Origin of the sequence: Cloacibacterium sp. (genome assembly GCF_047601505.1) — a bacterium.
Classification (GTDB): Bacteria; Bacteroidota; Bacteroidia; order Flavobacteriales; family Weeksellaceae; genus Cloacibacterium.
The window spans coordinates 2,043,590-2,060,462 of the sequence record NZ_JASGJD010000001.1 but is presented as its reverse complement, the minus strand read 5'-3'; the positions used below and the strand labels follow the sequence as shown (position 1 = coordinate 2,060,462).

Annotated in this window: 17 protein-coding genes and 1 pseudogene; 6 read left to right on the top strand and 12 right to left on the bottom strand. The window is 30.7% G+C overall.

All coding sequences use genetic code 11. The features are described from left to right. Positions 1–67 precede the first annotated feature (67 nt). From hisF to QM746_RS09435, 8 genes and pseudogenes are all read right to left on the bottom strand, one after another. The gene (hisF, locus tag QM746_RS09470) at positions 68–820 is read right to left on the bottom strand and encodes an imidazole glycerol phosphate synthase subunit HisF (protein ID WP_414983998.1); all 753 of its coding nucleotides are present in this window, start codon (positions 818–820) and stop codon (positions 68–70) included. 3 nt (positions 821–823) lie between these two features. After that, complete coding sequence (gene hisA, locus QM746_RS09465) at positions 824–1,534, bottom strand: 1-(5-phosphoribosyl)-5-[(5-phosphoribosylamino)methylideneamino]imidazole-4-carboxamide isomerase (protein WP_414983997.1); 711 nt, start codon at positions 1,532–1,534, stop codon at positions 824–826. Positions 1,535–1,557: 23 nt separating this feature from the next. Further along, a complete protein-coding gene (hisH, locus tag QM746_RS09460) occupies positions 1,558–2,184 on the bottom strand; it encodes an imidazole glycerol phosphate synthase subunit HisH (protein ID WP_414983996.1) in 627 nt (208 codons plus the stop codon). A gap of 108 nt (positions 2,185–2,292) precedes the next feature. Next, positions 2,293–3,390, bottom strand: coding sequence for a bifunctional histidinol-phosphatase/imidazoleglycerol-phosphate dehydratase HisB (gene hisB, locus QM746_RS09455; protein ID WP_414983995.1), 1,098 nt, complete (start codon positions 3,388–3,390; stop codon positions 2,293–2,295). A 54-nt stretch (positions 3,391–3,444) separates the two neighbouring features. Next, a pseudogene (gene hisC / locus QM746_RS09450) lies at positions 3,445–4,494 on the bottom strand (histidinol-phosphate transaminase); the annotation flags it as partial. 54 nt (positions 4,495–4,548) lie between these two features. Further along, complete coding sequence (gene hisD, locus QM746_RS09445) at positions 4,549–5,832, bottom strand: histidinol dehydrogenase (RefSeq protein WP_414983994.1); 1,284 nt, start codon at positions 5,830–5,832, stop codon at positions 4,549–4,551. 46 nt (positions 5,833–5,878) lie between these two features. Further along, positions 5,879–6,736 (bottom strand): ATP phosphoribosyltransferase, encoded by an 858-nt coding sequence (gene hisG, locus QM746_RS09440; RefSeq protein WP_414983993.1) that lies wholly within the window; start codon positions 6,734–6,736, stop codon positions 5,879–5,881. Between the two features lie 221 nt (positions 6,737–6,957). Next, complete coding sequence (locus QM746_RS09435) at positions 6,958–7,800, bottom strand: glycosyltransferase (protein WP_414983992.1); 843 nt, start codon at positions 7,798–7,800, stop codon at positions 6,958–6,960. Between the two features lie 50 nt (positions 7,801–7,850). On the opposite strand from QM746_RS09435, the gene QM746_RS09430 reads away from it, so the two are divergent. The 4 genes from QM746_RS09430 (at position 7,851) to rffA (ending at position 11,689) form a co-directional block, all read left to right on the top strand. Continuing rightward, positions 7,851–8,663 carry a glycosyltransferase family 2 protein gene (locus tag QM746_RS09430; protein ID WP_414983991.1) on the top strand — a complete coding sequence of 271 codons (813 nt, stop codon included), beginning with the start codon at positions 7,851–7,853 and terminating at the stop codon, positions 8,661–8,663. Positions 8,664–8,684: 21 nt separating this feature from the next. Then, a complete protein-coding gene (locus QM746_RS09425; RefSeq protein WP_414983990.1) occupies positions 8,685–9,794 on the top strand; it encodes a TDP-N-acetylfucosamine:lipid II N-acetylfucosaminyltransferase in 1,110 nt (369 codons plus the stop codon). An 8-nt stretch (positions 9,795–9,802) separates the two neighbouring features. Next, a complete protein-coding gene (locus QM746_RS09420; protein ID WP_414983989.1) occupies positions 9,803–10,498 on the top strand; it encodes a GNAT family N-acetyltransferase in 696 nt (231 codons plus the stop codon). 69 nt (positions 10,499–10,567) lie between these two features. Further along, complete coding sequence (rffA, locus tag QM746_RS09415) at positions 10,568–11,689, top strand: dTDP-4-amino-4,6-dideoxygalactose transaminase (protein ID WP_414983988.1); 1,122 nt, start codon at positions 10,568–10,570, stop codon at positions 11,687–11,689. A gap of 38 nt (positions 11,690–11,727) precedes the next feature. On the opposite strand, the gene QM746_RS09410 is transcribed toward rffA, so the two are convergent. Beyond that, positions 11,728–11,985: a lipocalin family protein gene (locus QM746_RS09410; protein ID WP_414983987.1), complete on the bottom strand. Its 258-nt coding sequence runs from the start codon at positions 11,983–11,985 to the stop codon at positions 11,728–11,730. 182 nt (positions 11,986–12,167) lie between these two features. On the opposite strand from QM746_RS09410, the gene pruA reads away from it, so the two are divergent. Both pruA and QM746_RS09400 read left to right on the top strand, forming a co-directional pair. Continuing rightward, the gene (gene pruA / locus QM746_RS09405) at positions 12,168–13,793 is read left to right on the top strand and encodes an L-glutamate gamma-semialdehyde dehydrogenase (RefSeq protein ID WP_414983986.1); all 1,626 of its coding nucleotides are present in this window, start codon (positions 12,168–12,170) and stop codon (positions 13,791–13,793) included. A 501-nt stretch (positions 13,794–14,294) separates the two neighbouring features. Continuing rightward, the gene (locus tag QM746_RS09400) at positions 14,295–14,591 is read left to right on the top strand and encodes a YtxH domain-containing protein (RefSeq protein ID WP_374360883.1); all 297 of its coding nucleotides are present in this window, start codon (positions 14,295–14,297) and stop codon (positions 14,589–14,591) included. A gap of 53 nt (positions 14,592–14,644) precedes the next feature. Here the strand turns inward: QM746_RS09400 and QM746_RS09395 are convergent, their stop codons facing one another. From QM746_RS09395 to QM746_RS09385, 3 genes are read right to left on the bottom strand one after another with little or no spacing between them, the layout of a single operon-like run. Next, on the bottom strand, positions 14,645–15,211 hold the full coding sequence (locus tag QM746_RS09395; RefSeq protein ID WP_414983985.1) for a phosphatase PAP2 family protein: 567 nt from the start codon (positions 15,209–15,211) through the stop codon (positions 14,645–14,647). Further along, entirely contained in the window at positions 15,211–15,567 is a 357-nt protein-coding gene (locus QM746_RS09390) for a twin-arginine translocase TatA/TatE family subunit (RefSeq protein WP_414983984.1), read from the bottom strand. The genes QM746_RS09395 and QM746_RS09390 overlap by 1 nt, the downstream gene beginning before the upstream one ends. Positions 15,568–15,601: 34 nt before the next feature. Further along, positions 15,602–16,816, bottom strand: coding sequence for a TCR/Tet family MFS transporter (locus tag QM746_RS09385; RefSeq protein ID WP_414983983.1), 1,215 nt, complete (start codon positions 16,814–16,816; stop codon positions 15,602–15,604). Positions 16,817–16,873: the final 57 nt, after the last annotated feature.

The window sequence follows — 16,873 nt, the reverse complement described above, 5'->3', positions numbered from 1 at the left end:
GGTTTTACACTTCAACTTCGCTCAGTGTGACAAATTTGATGTTGTTTGAATTTTTGTACTTTTCTCTTTATCTTATCGCTATATTTTTTTGTTTTAAAACTTGTTTTAAATCGTTGATTTTAATTTCTCCGAAATGGAAAATACTTGCAGCTAAAGCTCCTGTAGCTTTGGTTTCAGAAAAAACTTCTGTAAAATCTTCAATTTTTCCTGCACCTCCAGAAGCGATAATCGGAATATTAACCAAATTAGAAATCTCATTCAGCAATCTCACATCGAAGCCTTGTTTGGTCCCATCAAAATCCATAGAAGTGAGCAATATTTCGCCAGCTCCCAATTCTTCCACTTTTTTTGCCCAATCGTGTGTTTTATAGTCGGTTTTTATTCTTCCTCCGTTTACAAAAACATAATCTTCGTCTCCAAATTGTTTTGAATCTATCGCCACAACCACACATTGACTCCCGAATTTATCTGCAAAAGTTTTAATTAAATCAGGATTTTTAACAGCCGAAGAGTTGATACTGATTTTATCAGCTCCAGCTTTTAGAAGATTGTCAACATCAGAAATTTCTGAAATTCCGCCACCAACAGTAAAAGGAATATTGATTTCTTCAGCAATTTTCTCCACCAATTGAACCAAAGTTTTTCGGTTTTCATGAGTTGCCGTAATATCGAGAAAAACCAATTCATCCGCGCCTTCTTCTACATATCTTTTTGCCAATTCTACAGGATTTCCCGCATCAATCAATCCAACAAAATTAACGCCTTTTACGGTTCTTCCGTCTTTTATATCCAAACAAGGAATGATTCTTTTCTTGAGCATTTTTTAAATTTTTGAAAGTTGTTCTAAAGAAATTCGTCCTTCATAAATCGCTTTTCCAATGATGGTTCCAGCGCAACCAATTTCTTTCATTTTTTGTACATCTTCAATGTTCGAAATTCCACCACTTGCAATGAGTTCAATACTTGAATTTTCTATAATTTCTTGATACAATGCAGTGGACGGACCTTGTAACATTCCGTCTTTTGAAATATCGGTACAAACCACTTCTTTGAAGCCTTTTTTCTGATATTCTTTAATAAAATCTACCACATCTGTTTCAGAATTTTCTAACCAACCCGAAGTTTTAATTTTTCTATCCAAACAATCTGCCCCTAAAATCAATTTTTCAGTTCCAAATTGCTCTAACCAAGCCAAACACATTTCTGGATTTACGACAGCAATACTTCCTAAAGTTACCTTTTTTGCACCACTATCAAAAGCTATTTTCAAATCTTCTTCAGAACGAATTCCTCCTCCAAAATCGATGATAAGATTTGTATTTTTAGCAATATTTTCAATTACTTTTTGGTTAATAATTTTCTTGGCTTTTGCACCATCTAAATCTACCAAATGCAAATATTGAATCCCGAAATCTTCAAATTCTTTAGCTACTTCAACAGGATTTTCGTTGTATATTTTTTTGGTATCATAATCACCTTTAGAAAGCCTTACACACTTTCCGTCGATGATGTCTATTGCAGGAATAATTTTCATATTTTTTATTTACGAAGTACGATTTATGAATCACGATTTGATTTTTTTAATCTAAAATCGGAAATCTTAAATCTTAAATTTAAAAAGTTTTTTAATAATTTAAAACCAACATCTCCAGATTTTTCTGGGTGAAATTGAGCTGCGAAAAAATTATCTTTCTCTAAAGTTGCACTGAATGGCGTAATATAATCACAAACAGAACTTGTGTTTTTGCAAATCGTTGCATAAAAACTGTGAACGAAATAAAAATTATCCGTTTCCGAAATATTTTTTAACAATTTTCCTTTAATTTCAGAAACGTTATTCCAGCCCATGTGTGGAACAATGTCCGAATTGGGGAACAATTTTACTTCACAATCAAAAATCCCCAGTGCATTTGTATTGCCTTCTTCCGAAGAATTGCACATCAACTGCATTCCGAGGCAAATTCCCAAAACGGGTTGTTTCAAATTCGGAATTACTGCATCTAAACCTCTTTCATGAAGTTTTTTCATCGCCGAAGAAGCTTCTCCCACACCAGGGAAAATCACTTTTTCAGCATTTTTTATCGTTTCAATATCGGAAGTAATTTCTGCATCAAAACCCAATTTCTTCAGGGCATTTTGAACAGATTTCACATTTCCTGCATCGTAGTCTATTATTGCAATCATATTGTTTTGTTGATGGTTGATGGTTGTTTGTTAATGGTAAAAATTTCAATATAAAATAACTTAAAAATAAAAATTCTATCAACTGAAAACTAACAACTATCAACTAATTTAAAGAGTTCCTTTTGTACTTGGAAGATTAAAATTTTGGTCGGTTTGAGCAACAGCATTTCTCAAAACTTTAGCAAAAGCTTTGAAAATACTTTCAATTTTGTGATGTTCATTTTCGCCATCCACAGAAATATTTAAGTTGCATTTTGCGCTATCTGAAAATGATTTGAAGAAGTGATAAAACATTTCTGTAGGCAATTCTCCAATTTTTTCACGCTTAAATTCTGCGTTCCAAACTATCCAAGGTCTTCCTCCAAAATCAATCGCAACCTGCGCCAAACAATCGTCCATCGGCAAGACAAAAGCATATCTTTCGATGCCTTTTTTGCTTCCCAAAGCTTGTAAAAAACAATCTCCCAAAACAATTGCGGTATCTTCAATGGTGTGATGTTCATCCACTTCTAAATCTCCATCAACTTTTACCAACAAATCAAAATTTCCGTGTTTTGAAATCTGTTCAAGCATGTGATCAAAAAACTTCAAACCTGTATCAATACTAGATTTTCCACTTCCGTCAAGGTTTAATTCAACCAAAATATCCGTTTCTTTCGTTGTTCTTTTTACTTTTGCTTTTCTTGGAATTTGTTTGAGAAATTGATAAATTTCGTCCCAACTTTTTGTTACAAAAGTTGCATCATCAATGCTTTCTTCTGAAATAAAAATCGATTTTGAACCTAAATTTTTCGCCAATTCCACATCGGTTTTTCTGTCTCCAATCACAAAAGAATTTTCTAAATCATAATTCCCAAAAATATACTTTTGAAGCATTCCTGTTCTTGGTTTTCTGTTTGGAGAATTTTCGTATTCGAAACTGTCATCTACACAAACTTCACTGAAAAAAATTCCTTCATTTTCAAAAGCTTTCATCGTTTTTTCTTGAGGTTTGATGAAATCTTCATACGGAAAACTCTCGGTTCCCAAACCGTCTTGGTTGGTTACCATCACCAATTCGTAATCTAATTCTTTAGCGATTTTGGCTAAATTTTGAAAAACTCTTGGATAAAATTCTAGTTTTTCTAGCGAATCAACCTGAAAATCAATTGGTGGTTCTAAGATTAAAGTTCCGTCTCTATCGATAAATAATACTTTCTTTTTCATAATATTTTAGTTTTTAAGCGCTGCTCTTCTACTTCGTTCAGAGTGACAACGTTTTTATTGATAATTTTTGAGTGATTGCAATAGTTTTTGGTTTTCTTCTTGATTTCCAATCGTAATTCTCACACAATTTTCTACCACTTTATTTCGGTTTCTGATAATAATTTTTTCGTCAACTAAATAATTGTACAATTGGTCTGCATTTTCCACTTTAATCAATAGAAAATTGGCATCCGAAGGATAAATTTTCTTCACAAAGTTAAATTTTAAGAGCTCATTTTCTATAAAACTTCTTTGTTCCAGAATTTCATTCAAATTTTCTCTAAATTTTTCTATATTTTGAAGTGAATTATACACCTCTTTTTGGTTGAGAATACTAATATTATAAGGCGGTTTTACCTTGTTCATCAAATCTAAAATTTCGGGTTGAGCAAAAGCCATCCCAACTCGTAAACCAGCCATTCCCCAAGCTTTGCTAAAGGTTTGCATTACCACCAATTGTGGAAAATTATCAATTTCTGAAATCCAAGATTGCTCATTACTGAAATCTTCATACGCTTCATCTACCACTACAATTCCTTTGAATTTTTGTAAAATTTCTAAAACAGATTTTCTCGCAATTAAATTCCCAGAAGGATTATTTGGAGAGCAAACGAAAACCAATTTCAAATTTTCATCCTTTAAAATTTCTTCCAAATCTTTGGTGAATTCAATTTGAAAATCTTCATTCAAAGGATAAGAAACCACTTCTACATCATTAATATTGGCAGAAACCTCGTACATTCCGTAAGTTGGATTGAACACCAAAATCTTATCTTTTTTAGGTTCTGCGAAAATTCTCATCAACAAATCGATAACTTCATCGCTACCATTTCCTAGAAAAATTTTGTTGGTTTCAATATTTTTAATTTTAGAAATTTCGGTTTTTAAAGTTTTTTGATACGGGTCTGGATAACGATTAAAATCTCCAAAAGGATTTTCGTTGGCATCGAGAAAAACGCCTGCATCTGCAAAAAATTCGTCTCTAGCACTAGAATATGGCGTGAGATTTTTGATGTTTTCTCTTACTAAATTTTGTATATTCATTTTTTGATTGATGATTGATGGTTGATTGGTATTTAATTTACAACTTTACAGTTTCACGCTTTTACAATTTCACAATTATTTTAAATTTTTCAAACGAAGAGTAACTGCATTTTTATGAGCGAAAAGTCCTTCTTCTGCTGCCATTTTTTCAATGGTTTTTCCCAAATTCTGAATTCCTTTTTCAGAAATTCTTTGAATGGTAATTTTCTTCACAAAACTATCTAAAGAAACTCCACTGTAAGCTCTTGCATTTCCGTTGGTTGGCAACGTATGATTGGTTCCGCTGGCGTAATCTCCTGCACTTTCTGGCGTGTAATTTCCTAAAAAAATAGAACCCGCATTGGTAATTTCAGGTAAAATATTTTCAGGATTTTCTATAGAAAGAATTAAGTGTTCCGGAGCATATTTGTTGCTAAATTCAATACATTCTTGAAGGGAATTCAACAAAATAAAACTGCTGTTTTCTAAAGCTTTTTCAGCAATTTCTTTTCTTGGAAGCTCATTTAATTGAGCAATGGTTTCGGTTTTTACTTTTTCTAAAATTTCTTTAGAAGTGGTAAGAAAAATCACTTGAGAATCAACGCCGTGTTCTGCCTGAGAAAGTAAATCTGACGCTACAAAACTTGGGTTTGCAGTATTATCTGCGATAACCAAAACTTCACTCGGACCAGCTGGCATATCGATGGCAATTCCTAATTTTTGGGCAAAAATTTTAGCTTCTGTAACAAATTGATTTCCCGGCCCGAAAATTTTATACACTTTAGGAACTGTTTCTGTGCTTAAACTCATTGCAGCAATCGCTTGAGCTCCACCAATTTTAAAAATTTTAGAAACTCTACATAGGTTGGCAACATATAAAATAATAGGATTTATTTTACCATTTTTTTGAGGTGGCGAACAAAGAACAATCTCTTTACAACCCGCAATCTGAGCGGGAACTGCCAACATAAGAACTGTGGAAAAAAGCGGCGCCGTACCGCCAGGAATGTACAAACCAACTTTATCAATTGCTCTGCTTTCTCGCCAACAAACAACGCCTTCTGTTGTTTCTATTTTTTTTGAAATTTCTTTCTGAGATTGGTGAAAGTTTTCAATATTACTTTTAGCTGTATTGATGGCAGTTTTTAGTTCTTCATCAACCAAATTTATCGCTTCGGTAATTTCTTCTTGAGAAACCTCGATAGATTCTAAAGATTGATTGTCAAATTTTTCAGCGTAAAACTGAAGCGCTTCATCGCCTTCTTTTTCAACTTTTTCAAATATTCCTTTAATCAAATTTTCGATGTCATTTTTCTCAAAAACAGGTCTTTTGGTAAGGCTGCTGAAAGTATTTTTAGGTGGAAATTCTATTGTTTTCATTGTTTATTCGTAAAATCGTTAATCCGCAAAAATGTGAAAGTATAAATTACAAAATCATTTTTTCGATTGGGATGATAAGAATACCTTCTGCACCAGCTTTTTTGAGTTGGTCTATCACTTCCCAAAATCTTTTTTCTTCGATTACAGAGTGCAAACTGCTCCAACCTTCTTCTACCAAAGGAACAATAGTTGGACTTTTTAAAACGGGTAAAATATCTGAAACTTCTTGAATTTTATCGTTAGGAACGTTCATCAAAATGTATTTGGTATTTTTAGATTTTAATACCGCTTGAATTCTAAACAAAAGTCTATCTAAAATTTCTAATTTCTCAGCAGAAAGGTTTTTATTTTTTGCTAAAACAGCTTCAGATTTCAGAATGGTAACCGTTTCTCTCAATCCGTTTTTGAAAAGCGTACTTCCAGAACTTACAATATCACAAATTCCATCTGCTAAACCAATGTTTGGAGCAATTTCTACCGAACCAGAAATCACGTGAATATCTGCTTCAATATTATTTTCGGAAAGAAAAGTTTTAACGGTATTTGGATAAGAAGTTGCAATTTTTTTCCCTTGAAAGTACTGTAAATCATTGATGTCAACGTCTTTTGGAACAGCCAAAGAAACTCTACATTTTGAGAACCCTAATTTCAGAACAGTTTCGATGTCTTTTTGTTTTTCGATGAGTAAATTTTCTCCAACAATGGCAACATCTACCACTCCATCTTCCACATACTGAGGAATATCCGAATTTCTAAGAAAGAAAATTTCTATTGGAAAATTCTCTACTTGTACTTTTAATTGGTCTTTTCCGTTGTCGTAAGTAATTCCGCAATCTTTAAGAAGTTTGATAGAATCTTCGAAAAGTCTTCCGCTTTTTTGAACTGCAATTCTGAGTGTTCTCATTTTTGGTTTTATTTTTTGTTAACCTTGAGTTTTTGCAGTAATCTTAAATAAAAATCCGCCTGAAAAACTCAAGGCGGATTGTTAATATTTTTATAACTTAAGAAACATAACACATTATCAACTCGCCTTTAGATGAGATGATGATGGTGATGAATTAAGTTAATATTGTTCATTTTTGATTGAATTATGATGCAAATATATAAAAAAATCTAAATAAATATCTAATTATTATAAAAATTTAATTTTTTCTTTAAATCTTTAAAAAATATATTCACTTCAGTAAAAATTTGATTTTTTAGGCTTTCAAAATACCACTTTTCCATAGGAATATTTTTTGCTAGAACATCATTTTTAATATCGTCATTTATGATAAAATCATTTAAAACGGCTTCTATATCTACTTTTCCATAACCGTCAAATTCATTTACTTTGTTTTCATTATGGATTATAACTAACCAAATTTTATTATTTGTAATTCTCTTTATTCTTTTTTCTTTTTTCCAAATCGTATGACTTCTACTCCAAACAGATGTGGGATTTTCGTTCTTCTCAATTAACGATATAAATGGGTTATAAAGATGTTTTTTATTACCCAATTTGTATTCTGGACTTATTTGAAGTGAATATCCATCTATGAAATCTAGAGCTTCGTAATCTTGTTTATTAAAATTATTTTGAATTTCTTGTACAAAGAATTTACTTACACAATCGTCATTATCTAATCTTGTTGTAATAACATATTGTTCATTATTATCTTTAATGTATTCTTGAATAGACGGCAAAAAAAGTTCCATATTTTCTGCATATATAGGAACCAAATTAGAAAATTGGTTTTTATAACCTTCAATTTTATCTTTAAAGAACTGAGGAGTATCTGTATCAAAAAATATAACCCATTCAAAATTTTTATTAGTCTGCGAAATAATAGATGGTAAACAATATTTTTCGAAGAGTTCAAATCTATTTTTAAGCCAATTATTATCTAAAACTTTAGTTTTATTTTTAGTGACAGTCCATTCTTTTGCTTTAAGATTAAAACGAGTAATAATATAGTGTTTAAACATAAATTTTTTCTTTATTCACAAAATTACTAATTTTGTGAGAAATAAATTATATGAAAGCATCAGTAATATTCAGCACCTATAATTCTGAAGAATGGCTAGAGAAAGTAATTTGGGGTTATAGCGTGCAAACTACAAAAGATTTTGAAATTATAATTGCTGATGATGGCTCTAAAGAAGCTACCAAAAATCTTATCGAAAAATATCAAAAATTAGTAGATTTCCCTATAATTCATGTTTGGCAAGAAGATAATGGTTTTCAGAAATCTCAAATTTTAAATAAAGCAATACTCGCTTCTACTACAGATTATCTTATTTTTTCTGATGGAGATTGTATCCCGAGAAAAGATTTTGTAGAAACACATCTTCAATATCGAGAGAAAGGAAGATTTCTTTCTGGTGGTTATTTTATACTGCCGATGAATATTTCGAAGCTCATTAATCAAAATGATGTGATAGAACAAAATTGTTTCAGTGTAGATTGGCTTTTAAAAAATGGTTTGAAAAAATCATTTAAAAATAATAAACTTACTTCTAAAGGTTTTAAAGCTAAATTTCTTAATTTTCTTACTCCTACAAAACCTTCATGGAACGGACATAACGCTTCTGGTTGGAAAAAAGATTTGGTGAAAATCAATGGTTTCAACCAAGAAATGCAATATGGCGGACAAGACAGAGAATTGGGAGAAAGATTAGAAAATACAGGAATTAGAGGAAAACAGATAAGATACAGCGCAATCTGTGTTCATCTGGATCATGCAAGAGGATATGTAACCCCAGAAACTTGGGCTAAAAATAACGCCATCAGAAAAAATACTAGAGATAAAAAAGTAGTTTGGACGGAAAAAGGAATAGATTCTAATTAATTTTCATTTTAAAATTTCACAATGATTTTACATTTAGTACACGACGAAAAAATTATCAATAGAACTATTGCTATTTTTGAAGAAGTAAATCCGCATCAAAATATATTTGTTGTATTTACAAGACATCAACTAAAGTATGTAAATAAACAAGAAAATGTAATTCTTTTTAAAGATTTTGAAAAAAAATATTCTAGTAAGGACTTTTCTTCAGTAATTGTTCATTTCCTAAACTCTAGAAAAATTAGATTTATTAATAAATACATTGATAAAAATCTTCCTATTTATTGGATAATTTGGGGAAATGATTTATATAACAAATTGCTTTCTCCTAAAGGTTTTGAGTTATATGATAAACAAAGCGACTATTATAAAAATAACAAAAAATCATATTTCAGTAAAGCTTTTAATAAAATAATTAATAATTTTAAAACCATTAAAATAGAAAAATTCATTTCTAAACGCATCAGTTACATTGTAACAGATACTACAGAAAATGACCATGAAATGCTATTAAAATATTACCCAAAACTTAAAAATATACCTTGGAAAGAATTTTTTTATTATCCAATTGATTCTGTTTTAAGTGAAAAATTAATGCAAAAATGGGTAGATCGCAATAATATACAAATAGGTAATTCTGCTTCTATTACTAATAATCATGAATATGCAATGAGACCTCTATCTAAACTTAATCTGGATAATAAATATATATATATTCCGTTAAGTTACTCTGGTACAAAAGAATATAAAGAATCTGTAAAAAATAAAGGCTTAGAATATTTTGGAGATAAATTCATTGCATTAGAAGATTTTCTCCCTTTGGAAGAATATAATAGATTAATGTTGAGTTTTGGTATTGCTATATATGGAAATTTCCGTCAAGAAGCTGTAGGCAACATTTTAATCTCACTATATCTTGGTGCAAAAGTTTTCATTCCTAGAAATAACCCTGTCTTTTTTTGGGCAAAAAAACTTAGTTTAATTTTATTTGAATTAGAATCTATTAATCAAGAAGAAATAGATGCGCCATTAGATATAAAATCAAGAATTCACAATAGAGATATAATTCTAAAATTATATAATCTTGAAAGACTTAAATCTTTAATTAAAGAAAATTTTATGCAAAAATAAAATAAGGTATGGAAATTAGAAAACTAGACTGGGATTCTCATTTTTTCGGATTTCCTATAGGATACATTTTTATTAACAAAGAACCATCTTCTAATTTTTCAAAAATTCTAAATTCTGACATTTATACTTTAATACAAATTAATAGCAAGTATCTTATAAATATCATTTCTGAAACCCATTCATTATCTTACTCGGAAGTAAAAATCATTTTTAGCAAAAATATAACTAAAATTTCTGATATAGATATTGAAATTATTGATTTTGAAGAAGCACCTTTAGAAGAAAATTTACTTTATGATTTGGCATATGAAAGCGGAAAATACAGTAGATATAAACAAGACCATAATATCTCTGAAACCAAATTTAAAGAACTTTATCAACTTTGGATAAAAAATAGTATCAACAAAAACTTTGCAGACAAAATTTATTACATCAAAGAAAATGATATAATGCTAGGATTTGTAACTTTTAAAATAAAACAAAAAGAAGCACAAATTGGTTTAATAGCAGTTTCGTCAAATTCTCAAGGAAAAGGTTTTGGTAAAAAATTATTAAAAAAGGTAGAAAATTTCTGTCTCGAAAATAATGTAAAAACACTTCATATACCAACACAATTAGAAAATATCACTGCTTGCAATTTTTACACAAAATTAGGTTACGAAATTTCTGGAAAAATAATCATCAAACATTTTTGGAAAAAATAAATAAATAAATAAATAAATAAATAAATAAATAAATAAAAGATAATATTGTATCTATTAAACTAAACTACAATGATTCCATTTAACAAACCATATCTCACAGGTAACGAAACCAAATATATAGAAGAAGCTGTAAATTCTGGAAAGATTTCGGGCAACGGTATTTTCACTAAAAAATGTCAAGATTTTTTTGAAACTACTTACGGTTTTAAGAAAACTTTGCTCACCACCTCTTGTACAGATGCTTTAGAAATGTGTGCTATTTTAGCAAATATTAGCGTTGAAGATGAAGTAATAGTACCAAGCTACACTTTTGTTTCTAGTGCATTAGCCTTTGTAAGACAAGGCGCAAAAATAGTTTTTACCGACTCTTATAAAGACAATCCTAACTTAGATATCTCTAAAATCGAAAAATTAATTACGCCAAAAACCAAAGCAATCGTAGTCGTACATTACGCCGGTATCGCTTGTGATATGGACGAAGTGATGAGCTTGGCGAATAAATATAATCTTATTGTTATAGAAGACGCTGCACAAGCTATTGACAGTTTTTATATCAATAAAATTGGAGAAAAAAAAAACCTCGGAAGCATAGGACATTTGGCTACATTCTCATTTCATGAAACTAAAAATATTATATCTGGAGAAGGCGGAATGCTAGTGATAAATGATAAAAAATTAGTTCATAGAGCCGAAATTATTTGGGAAAAGGGAACCAATAGAGCTTCTTTTTTTAGAGGTGAAGTAAATAAATATGGTTGGGTAGATACTGGTTCTTCATTTTTACCAAGTGAGATTATTTCTGCGTTTCTATGGGCTCAATTAGAAAATTTAGAAAAAATTCAAGCCAAAAGAAAACTTCTTTGGGAAACTTATTACAATAATTTAAGCAAAAAGAAGAATCCTAATTTTAGCTTACCAGTTATACCTGATTATGCTACTAATAACGGACATATGTTTTACCTTACTTTTGATAATATAGAGAATAGAACCGCTGTTATTTCTAAACTTAAAGAGCATAACATTTTATCTGTTTTCCATTATCTTTCTCTTCATAAAAGCGAATTTTATAAAGATAAACATGATGGTAGAATATTAAATAATTCAGACAAATTCACAGATTGTTTATTGAGATTGCCTTTATATTATGAACTAGAAATAGAGCAGGTCAATTTGATTACGGATTTAATTTAAAAAAATAGGCTGCCTAAAATTTAGACAGCCTATTTTTTTCATATTTTATAATCAAAACCTTTGTTTACTACTTTAATTGTTCCGTCTGAATTTAGAGCATAAAAAGCCGTAGCATTGTCTATATTTTTTTCAAAACGAGAATCAAACCTTCCTATTTCGTACCATTTTCCCAGGTATTTTTCTTTTTGAAAATTCTGTACAGCTTTTACACCATCTGGTATATCTGCACAAGATTGAATAATGCTAAATGCTAAAAAAGCAATTCCTAATCCTAATAGTATTCTATTTTTTTTCATGTTCTTTTTTTACAAATTAAAAAAGTATTTTGAATAGTATTCTTACAAATCTAAATATAAAGGTTTCATAATTTTCAGTTAAAAAAATACAATATACCCCGTCTAATTTGTAGGACTCTTGTATTAATTGTAAATTTGTGAATTATAAATGAATTAATTTTAAAAATTTAAATCTAATAAATATGTCATTCGCAATTTCGCAAGTTCCTGCACCTAAAAACGAACCGGTAAGAAGTTACGCACCAGGTTCTAAAGAGGTAAAATCTCTAATTTCTACCTACAAAAAAATGTGGAAAGAAAAAGTAGAAGTTTTTATGATTATTAATGGTAAAGAAGTAAAAACTGACGAAAAAGTTACAATAAATTCGCCACAAGACCATCAGCATAACTTAGGTTTCTACTATAAAGGAGGAAAAAAACAAGTAACGGAAGCTATTAATTCTTGTCTTGAGGCAAGAACAGAATGGGCAAATTTACCATGGGAACAAAGAGCTTCAATTTTCTTGAAAGCTGCTGATTTATTAGCTGGACCTTATAGAGACAAAATAAATGCTGCTACCATGATTGGGCAAGGGAAAAATGTTTTTCAAGCAGAAATAGACAGTGCTTGTGAAGCAATAGATTTCCTTAGATTTAATGTACAATTTATGACCGAATTGTACTCAGAACAACCTATTTCTGATGCTGGCATTTGGAATCGTGCAGAATACAGACCTTTAGAAGGTTTTACTTATGCTATTACTCCATTCAATTTTACTGCAATTTCTCTTAACTTACCTGTTTCTATGGCAATGATGGGAAATGTAGTGGTTTGGAAACCATCTGACAAGCAAATTTATTCGGCAAAAGTAATTATGGAAGTATTAACCGAAGCTGGTTTGCCTGCGGGAGTTATCAATATGGTTTTTGCTGATGGAGCAGAAACTTCAAAACAAATATTATCTCATCCAGATTTCTCAGGAATCCATTTTACAGGTTCTACAAGTGTTTTCCAAAGCCTTTGGAAGCAAATTGGAGAAAACATTCACCAATACAAAACTTATCCTAGAATTGTAGGAGAAACAGGTGGAAAAGACTTTGTTTTAGCACACCCTTCTTCTAATGCAGCGCAAGTAGCTACTGCTTTGGTAAGAGGTTCTTTCGAATATCAAGGTCAAAAATGTTCTGCAGCTTCCAGAGCTTATGTACCAAAATCTCTTTGGAAAGAAGTGAAAAAAATAATGGGCGAACAATTAGCAGATATTAAAATGGGAAGCCCAGAAGATCCTAGCAATTTTGTAAATGCTGTAATTGATAAAAATTCTTTCGAAAAATGCAAAGGTTATATTGAAAGAGCTAAAAAATCTAAAGAAGCTAAAATAGTTTTCGGTGGTGGATGTGATGACAAAAAAGGATGGTTTGTAGAGCCTACCGTTATAGAAACTACCAATCCTCATTATGAAAGTATGGAAGAAGAAATCTTCGGCCCTATGCTTACTCTTTTCGTATATGAAGACAAAAATTGGAAAGAAACTTTAAAATTAGTAGATGAAACTTCTCCGTATGCATTAACAGGAGCAATTTTCGCACAAGACCGCTATGCCATTAACGAGGCTACCAAAGCATTAGAAAACGCAGCAGGTAATTTCTACATTAATGATAAACCAACAGGTGCAGTAGTTGGTCAGCAACCATTTGGTGGTGCTAGAGCATCTGGAACTAATGACAAAGCGGGTTCTAAAATGAATCTTCTTCGTTGGGTTTCTGCAAGAAGTATTAAAGAAAACTTTGTGTCTCCTACAGATTACAAATACCCATTTTTAGGTTAATCAACTTAAAAATATAAGATAAAAACAAACCACCACTCAACATTTTGAGTGGTGGTTTTTCTTTGAAAACAAAAATTCCTCTCGCTTTCACGAGAGGAACATTTTTTCATTGTATTTTTATAATCAAACTCAGATTATATCCCAAATATAAGTATTTTTTTGATATTGTAAAAATAAAATTGAATTCTTTAACCCATCATAACAATAAGTTAACCTATTTTTTAGACTTTTAGGATGTTTATAAAGGGGATTTTATGAAAACTAAAGCCAATTTAAGACAAGGAAATAGAACTCAGAAATGAGGTGATACTCTACTTTCTTATATTAACATTTTCTATTGATTTCTAGATAATTAAGCATTTTGATTGTCATTTAGAGCAAAGATAAATTTATTCTTTAAATTCTATAATGATAATAATAAATTTTGTAACTTTATAGAGTACTAAAGCAGTAACTTTGTCAATATCAATCACTTCATATTAACACAAAAAATTAAACGTCATGAAAAAAGGAGTAAAAATATTAGGTTTGCTAGCTGGTCTAGGTGCATTAGCTTTTTGGAGATACAAAAAAGCAACTCCAGAAGAAAAACAGAAAGTAAATGATTTTATCAACAATGCAAAAGATAACATCAGTAAATTCAGTGATGAATTAAAAAATAAAGCTGAAGAATTGAAATCTCAGGCTGAATCTAAATACAATGAGTATAAATCTGATGCAGAAACAAAAATGGCAGATTTAAAAGAAAAAGCCGAGGAAAAGATAGACGAGGTAAAAGCTGAATATCAGAATTCTTAATAGCAAAAGCCATCAAATTGATGGCTTTTGTTTGTATTTATATGAATCATTTATTATTCTTTGGTTTCGGGTTTATTAACCACTTTAAGTGCCAAAATACCGAAAAAACTACCCAGTAAAATTCCCATTACAGCTCCTGCTAAAATATCTCCCGGAAAATGCATCCCAAGATATACTCTGCTATAAGCAACGGTAGAAGCCCAAATAATTAGAAAATAAGGCAACCATTTTATTTTACTTCTCAATAAGATGGTGAGGTAAGCAGTAAGAAAAAATGCATTGGAAGAATGCGCCGAATAAAAGCCAAACTGTCCACCGCATTGTACTTCTCTTATTAATCCTTTTAAGGAAGGGTCGTGACAAGGTCTTAACCTTTCAAAACCCAATTTAAAAATATTAGCAATTTGGTCTGAAACGGTAACTCCTAATGCTACAAAAAGAATTATGTAGAAAAAAGATTTTTTATTAAAATTTTTGAATAAAAAATAAAGAAATATAACGTAAAGAGGAATCCAAAACCATTTTTCTGAGATTAGAATCCAAAATTGGTCGAAAGAAGGATTTCCTAAATTATTTAGGAAAATCATTGCTTTTTTATCTTCTAAAATTAATTCTTCCATTATCTGCTAACAGGCCCGTTATAATCATCTCTTAGTTGGTCTATTTTTTCTTCTGTTTCTTTTTTAGGTTCAGAAGAATTGAGTTCTAGCTGTTTTCTAAGGTCTAATTCTTGTTTTATTTTTTCAGTAGGGTCGTATTCCTGAGCTGCTTTCTTTACCTTATCTATTTCTTTCTTAATATCAGAGACTGGATTGTCTGTATCTTTCATAATTTCGGACTTTACGTCTTCCATAGCGCCTTTCATTTTTCTGATGCCTTGCCCCAATCCACGTGCAATTTCTGGGATTTTATCAGGACCGAATAAAACTACGATTGCCAAAACAATCACCATCATTTCTCCAAAACTTAGTTCCATACCTCAAATATTTTTTTGAAGCTACAAATTTATTCTATTTTTTCTTCTGAAAAGCAAAATATACAAAAAATGCACTCGTTAACATTAAAATAAATCCTAAAAAGAATGGCGCACCTGGAAATTGAAACGGTGCTGACTTATGAGTAAAATAATAAAACAAATTCGTCATTAATGGCGGCCCAACAATTGAGGTAGCACTTATTAAACTGGTTAATGCGCCTTGCAATTCTCCTTGTTGGTTAGAAGGAATATTTTGTGTAATTACAGATTGAAGCGCGGGGCCACAAATTCCGCCCAAACAATACGGAATAAGAAAGACAAACATCATCCAAGATTCTGTAGCGAAAGCAAAAAGTAACATCCCAATTGCATACAAAAGTAAACCGTAATAAATGCTTCTTTCGTTGCCGATTTTAGGATTAATCCATCGGATTAATAATCCTTGTACCAAACCTACCAAAAAACCAATTATACCTAAAGAAATACCTACCATTTTCACATCCCAATTAAAGAGATACATGGTAAAATAATTCCAGTTACTTTGTACAGCATGACCTGCAATATAAATCAGAATTAAAGAAATAACCATGGTAGAGATTTCGGGATGTTTCCCAAGAAATTTTAAAGAACCAATAGGATTTGCTCTTTTCCAATCGAAAGGTCTTCTGTGGTCTTGGTCTAAACTTTCGGGCAATATAAAATAACCATAAAGAAAATTGATTAAACACAAAACTGCTGCTGCATAAAAAGGAACTCTAGAGCCATAATGCCCCAACAAACCTCCAATTACAGGCCCTATAATAAAACCTACACCAAATGCAGCTCCTATTAATCCGAAATTTTTAGCTCTATCTTCATTGGTTGAAATATCTGCAATATAAGCACTTGCTGTGGTAATACTAGCACCTGTAATTCCTGCGATAATTCTACCGATAAAAAGCCAATAAATATTAGGCGAAAGCGCTAAAAAGATATAATCTATGGTAAAGCCAAACAGAGAAATTAGAATAATAGGTCTTCTGCCATATTTATCACTCAGATTGCCAACAACGGGCGAAAAAATAAATTGAGTAAAGGCGTAAGCAAAACCTAACCAACCGCCATATTTTGCGGCTTCGCCGATGTCTGCATGAATTAATTCTTTAATTAAATCTGGAACTACAGGAATAATAATTCCCCAACCAGTAATATCTATCAACATGGTGATAAATATAAATCCAATTGCCGCTTTTTTCTGAGATGTTTTCATAATAAAAACGAAGATAGATAATTTTTGGAAATATCAATTGTTAAATTTTTGCAATAA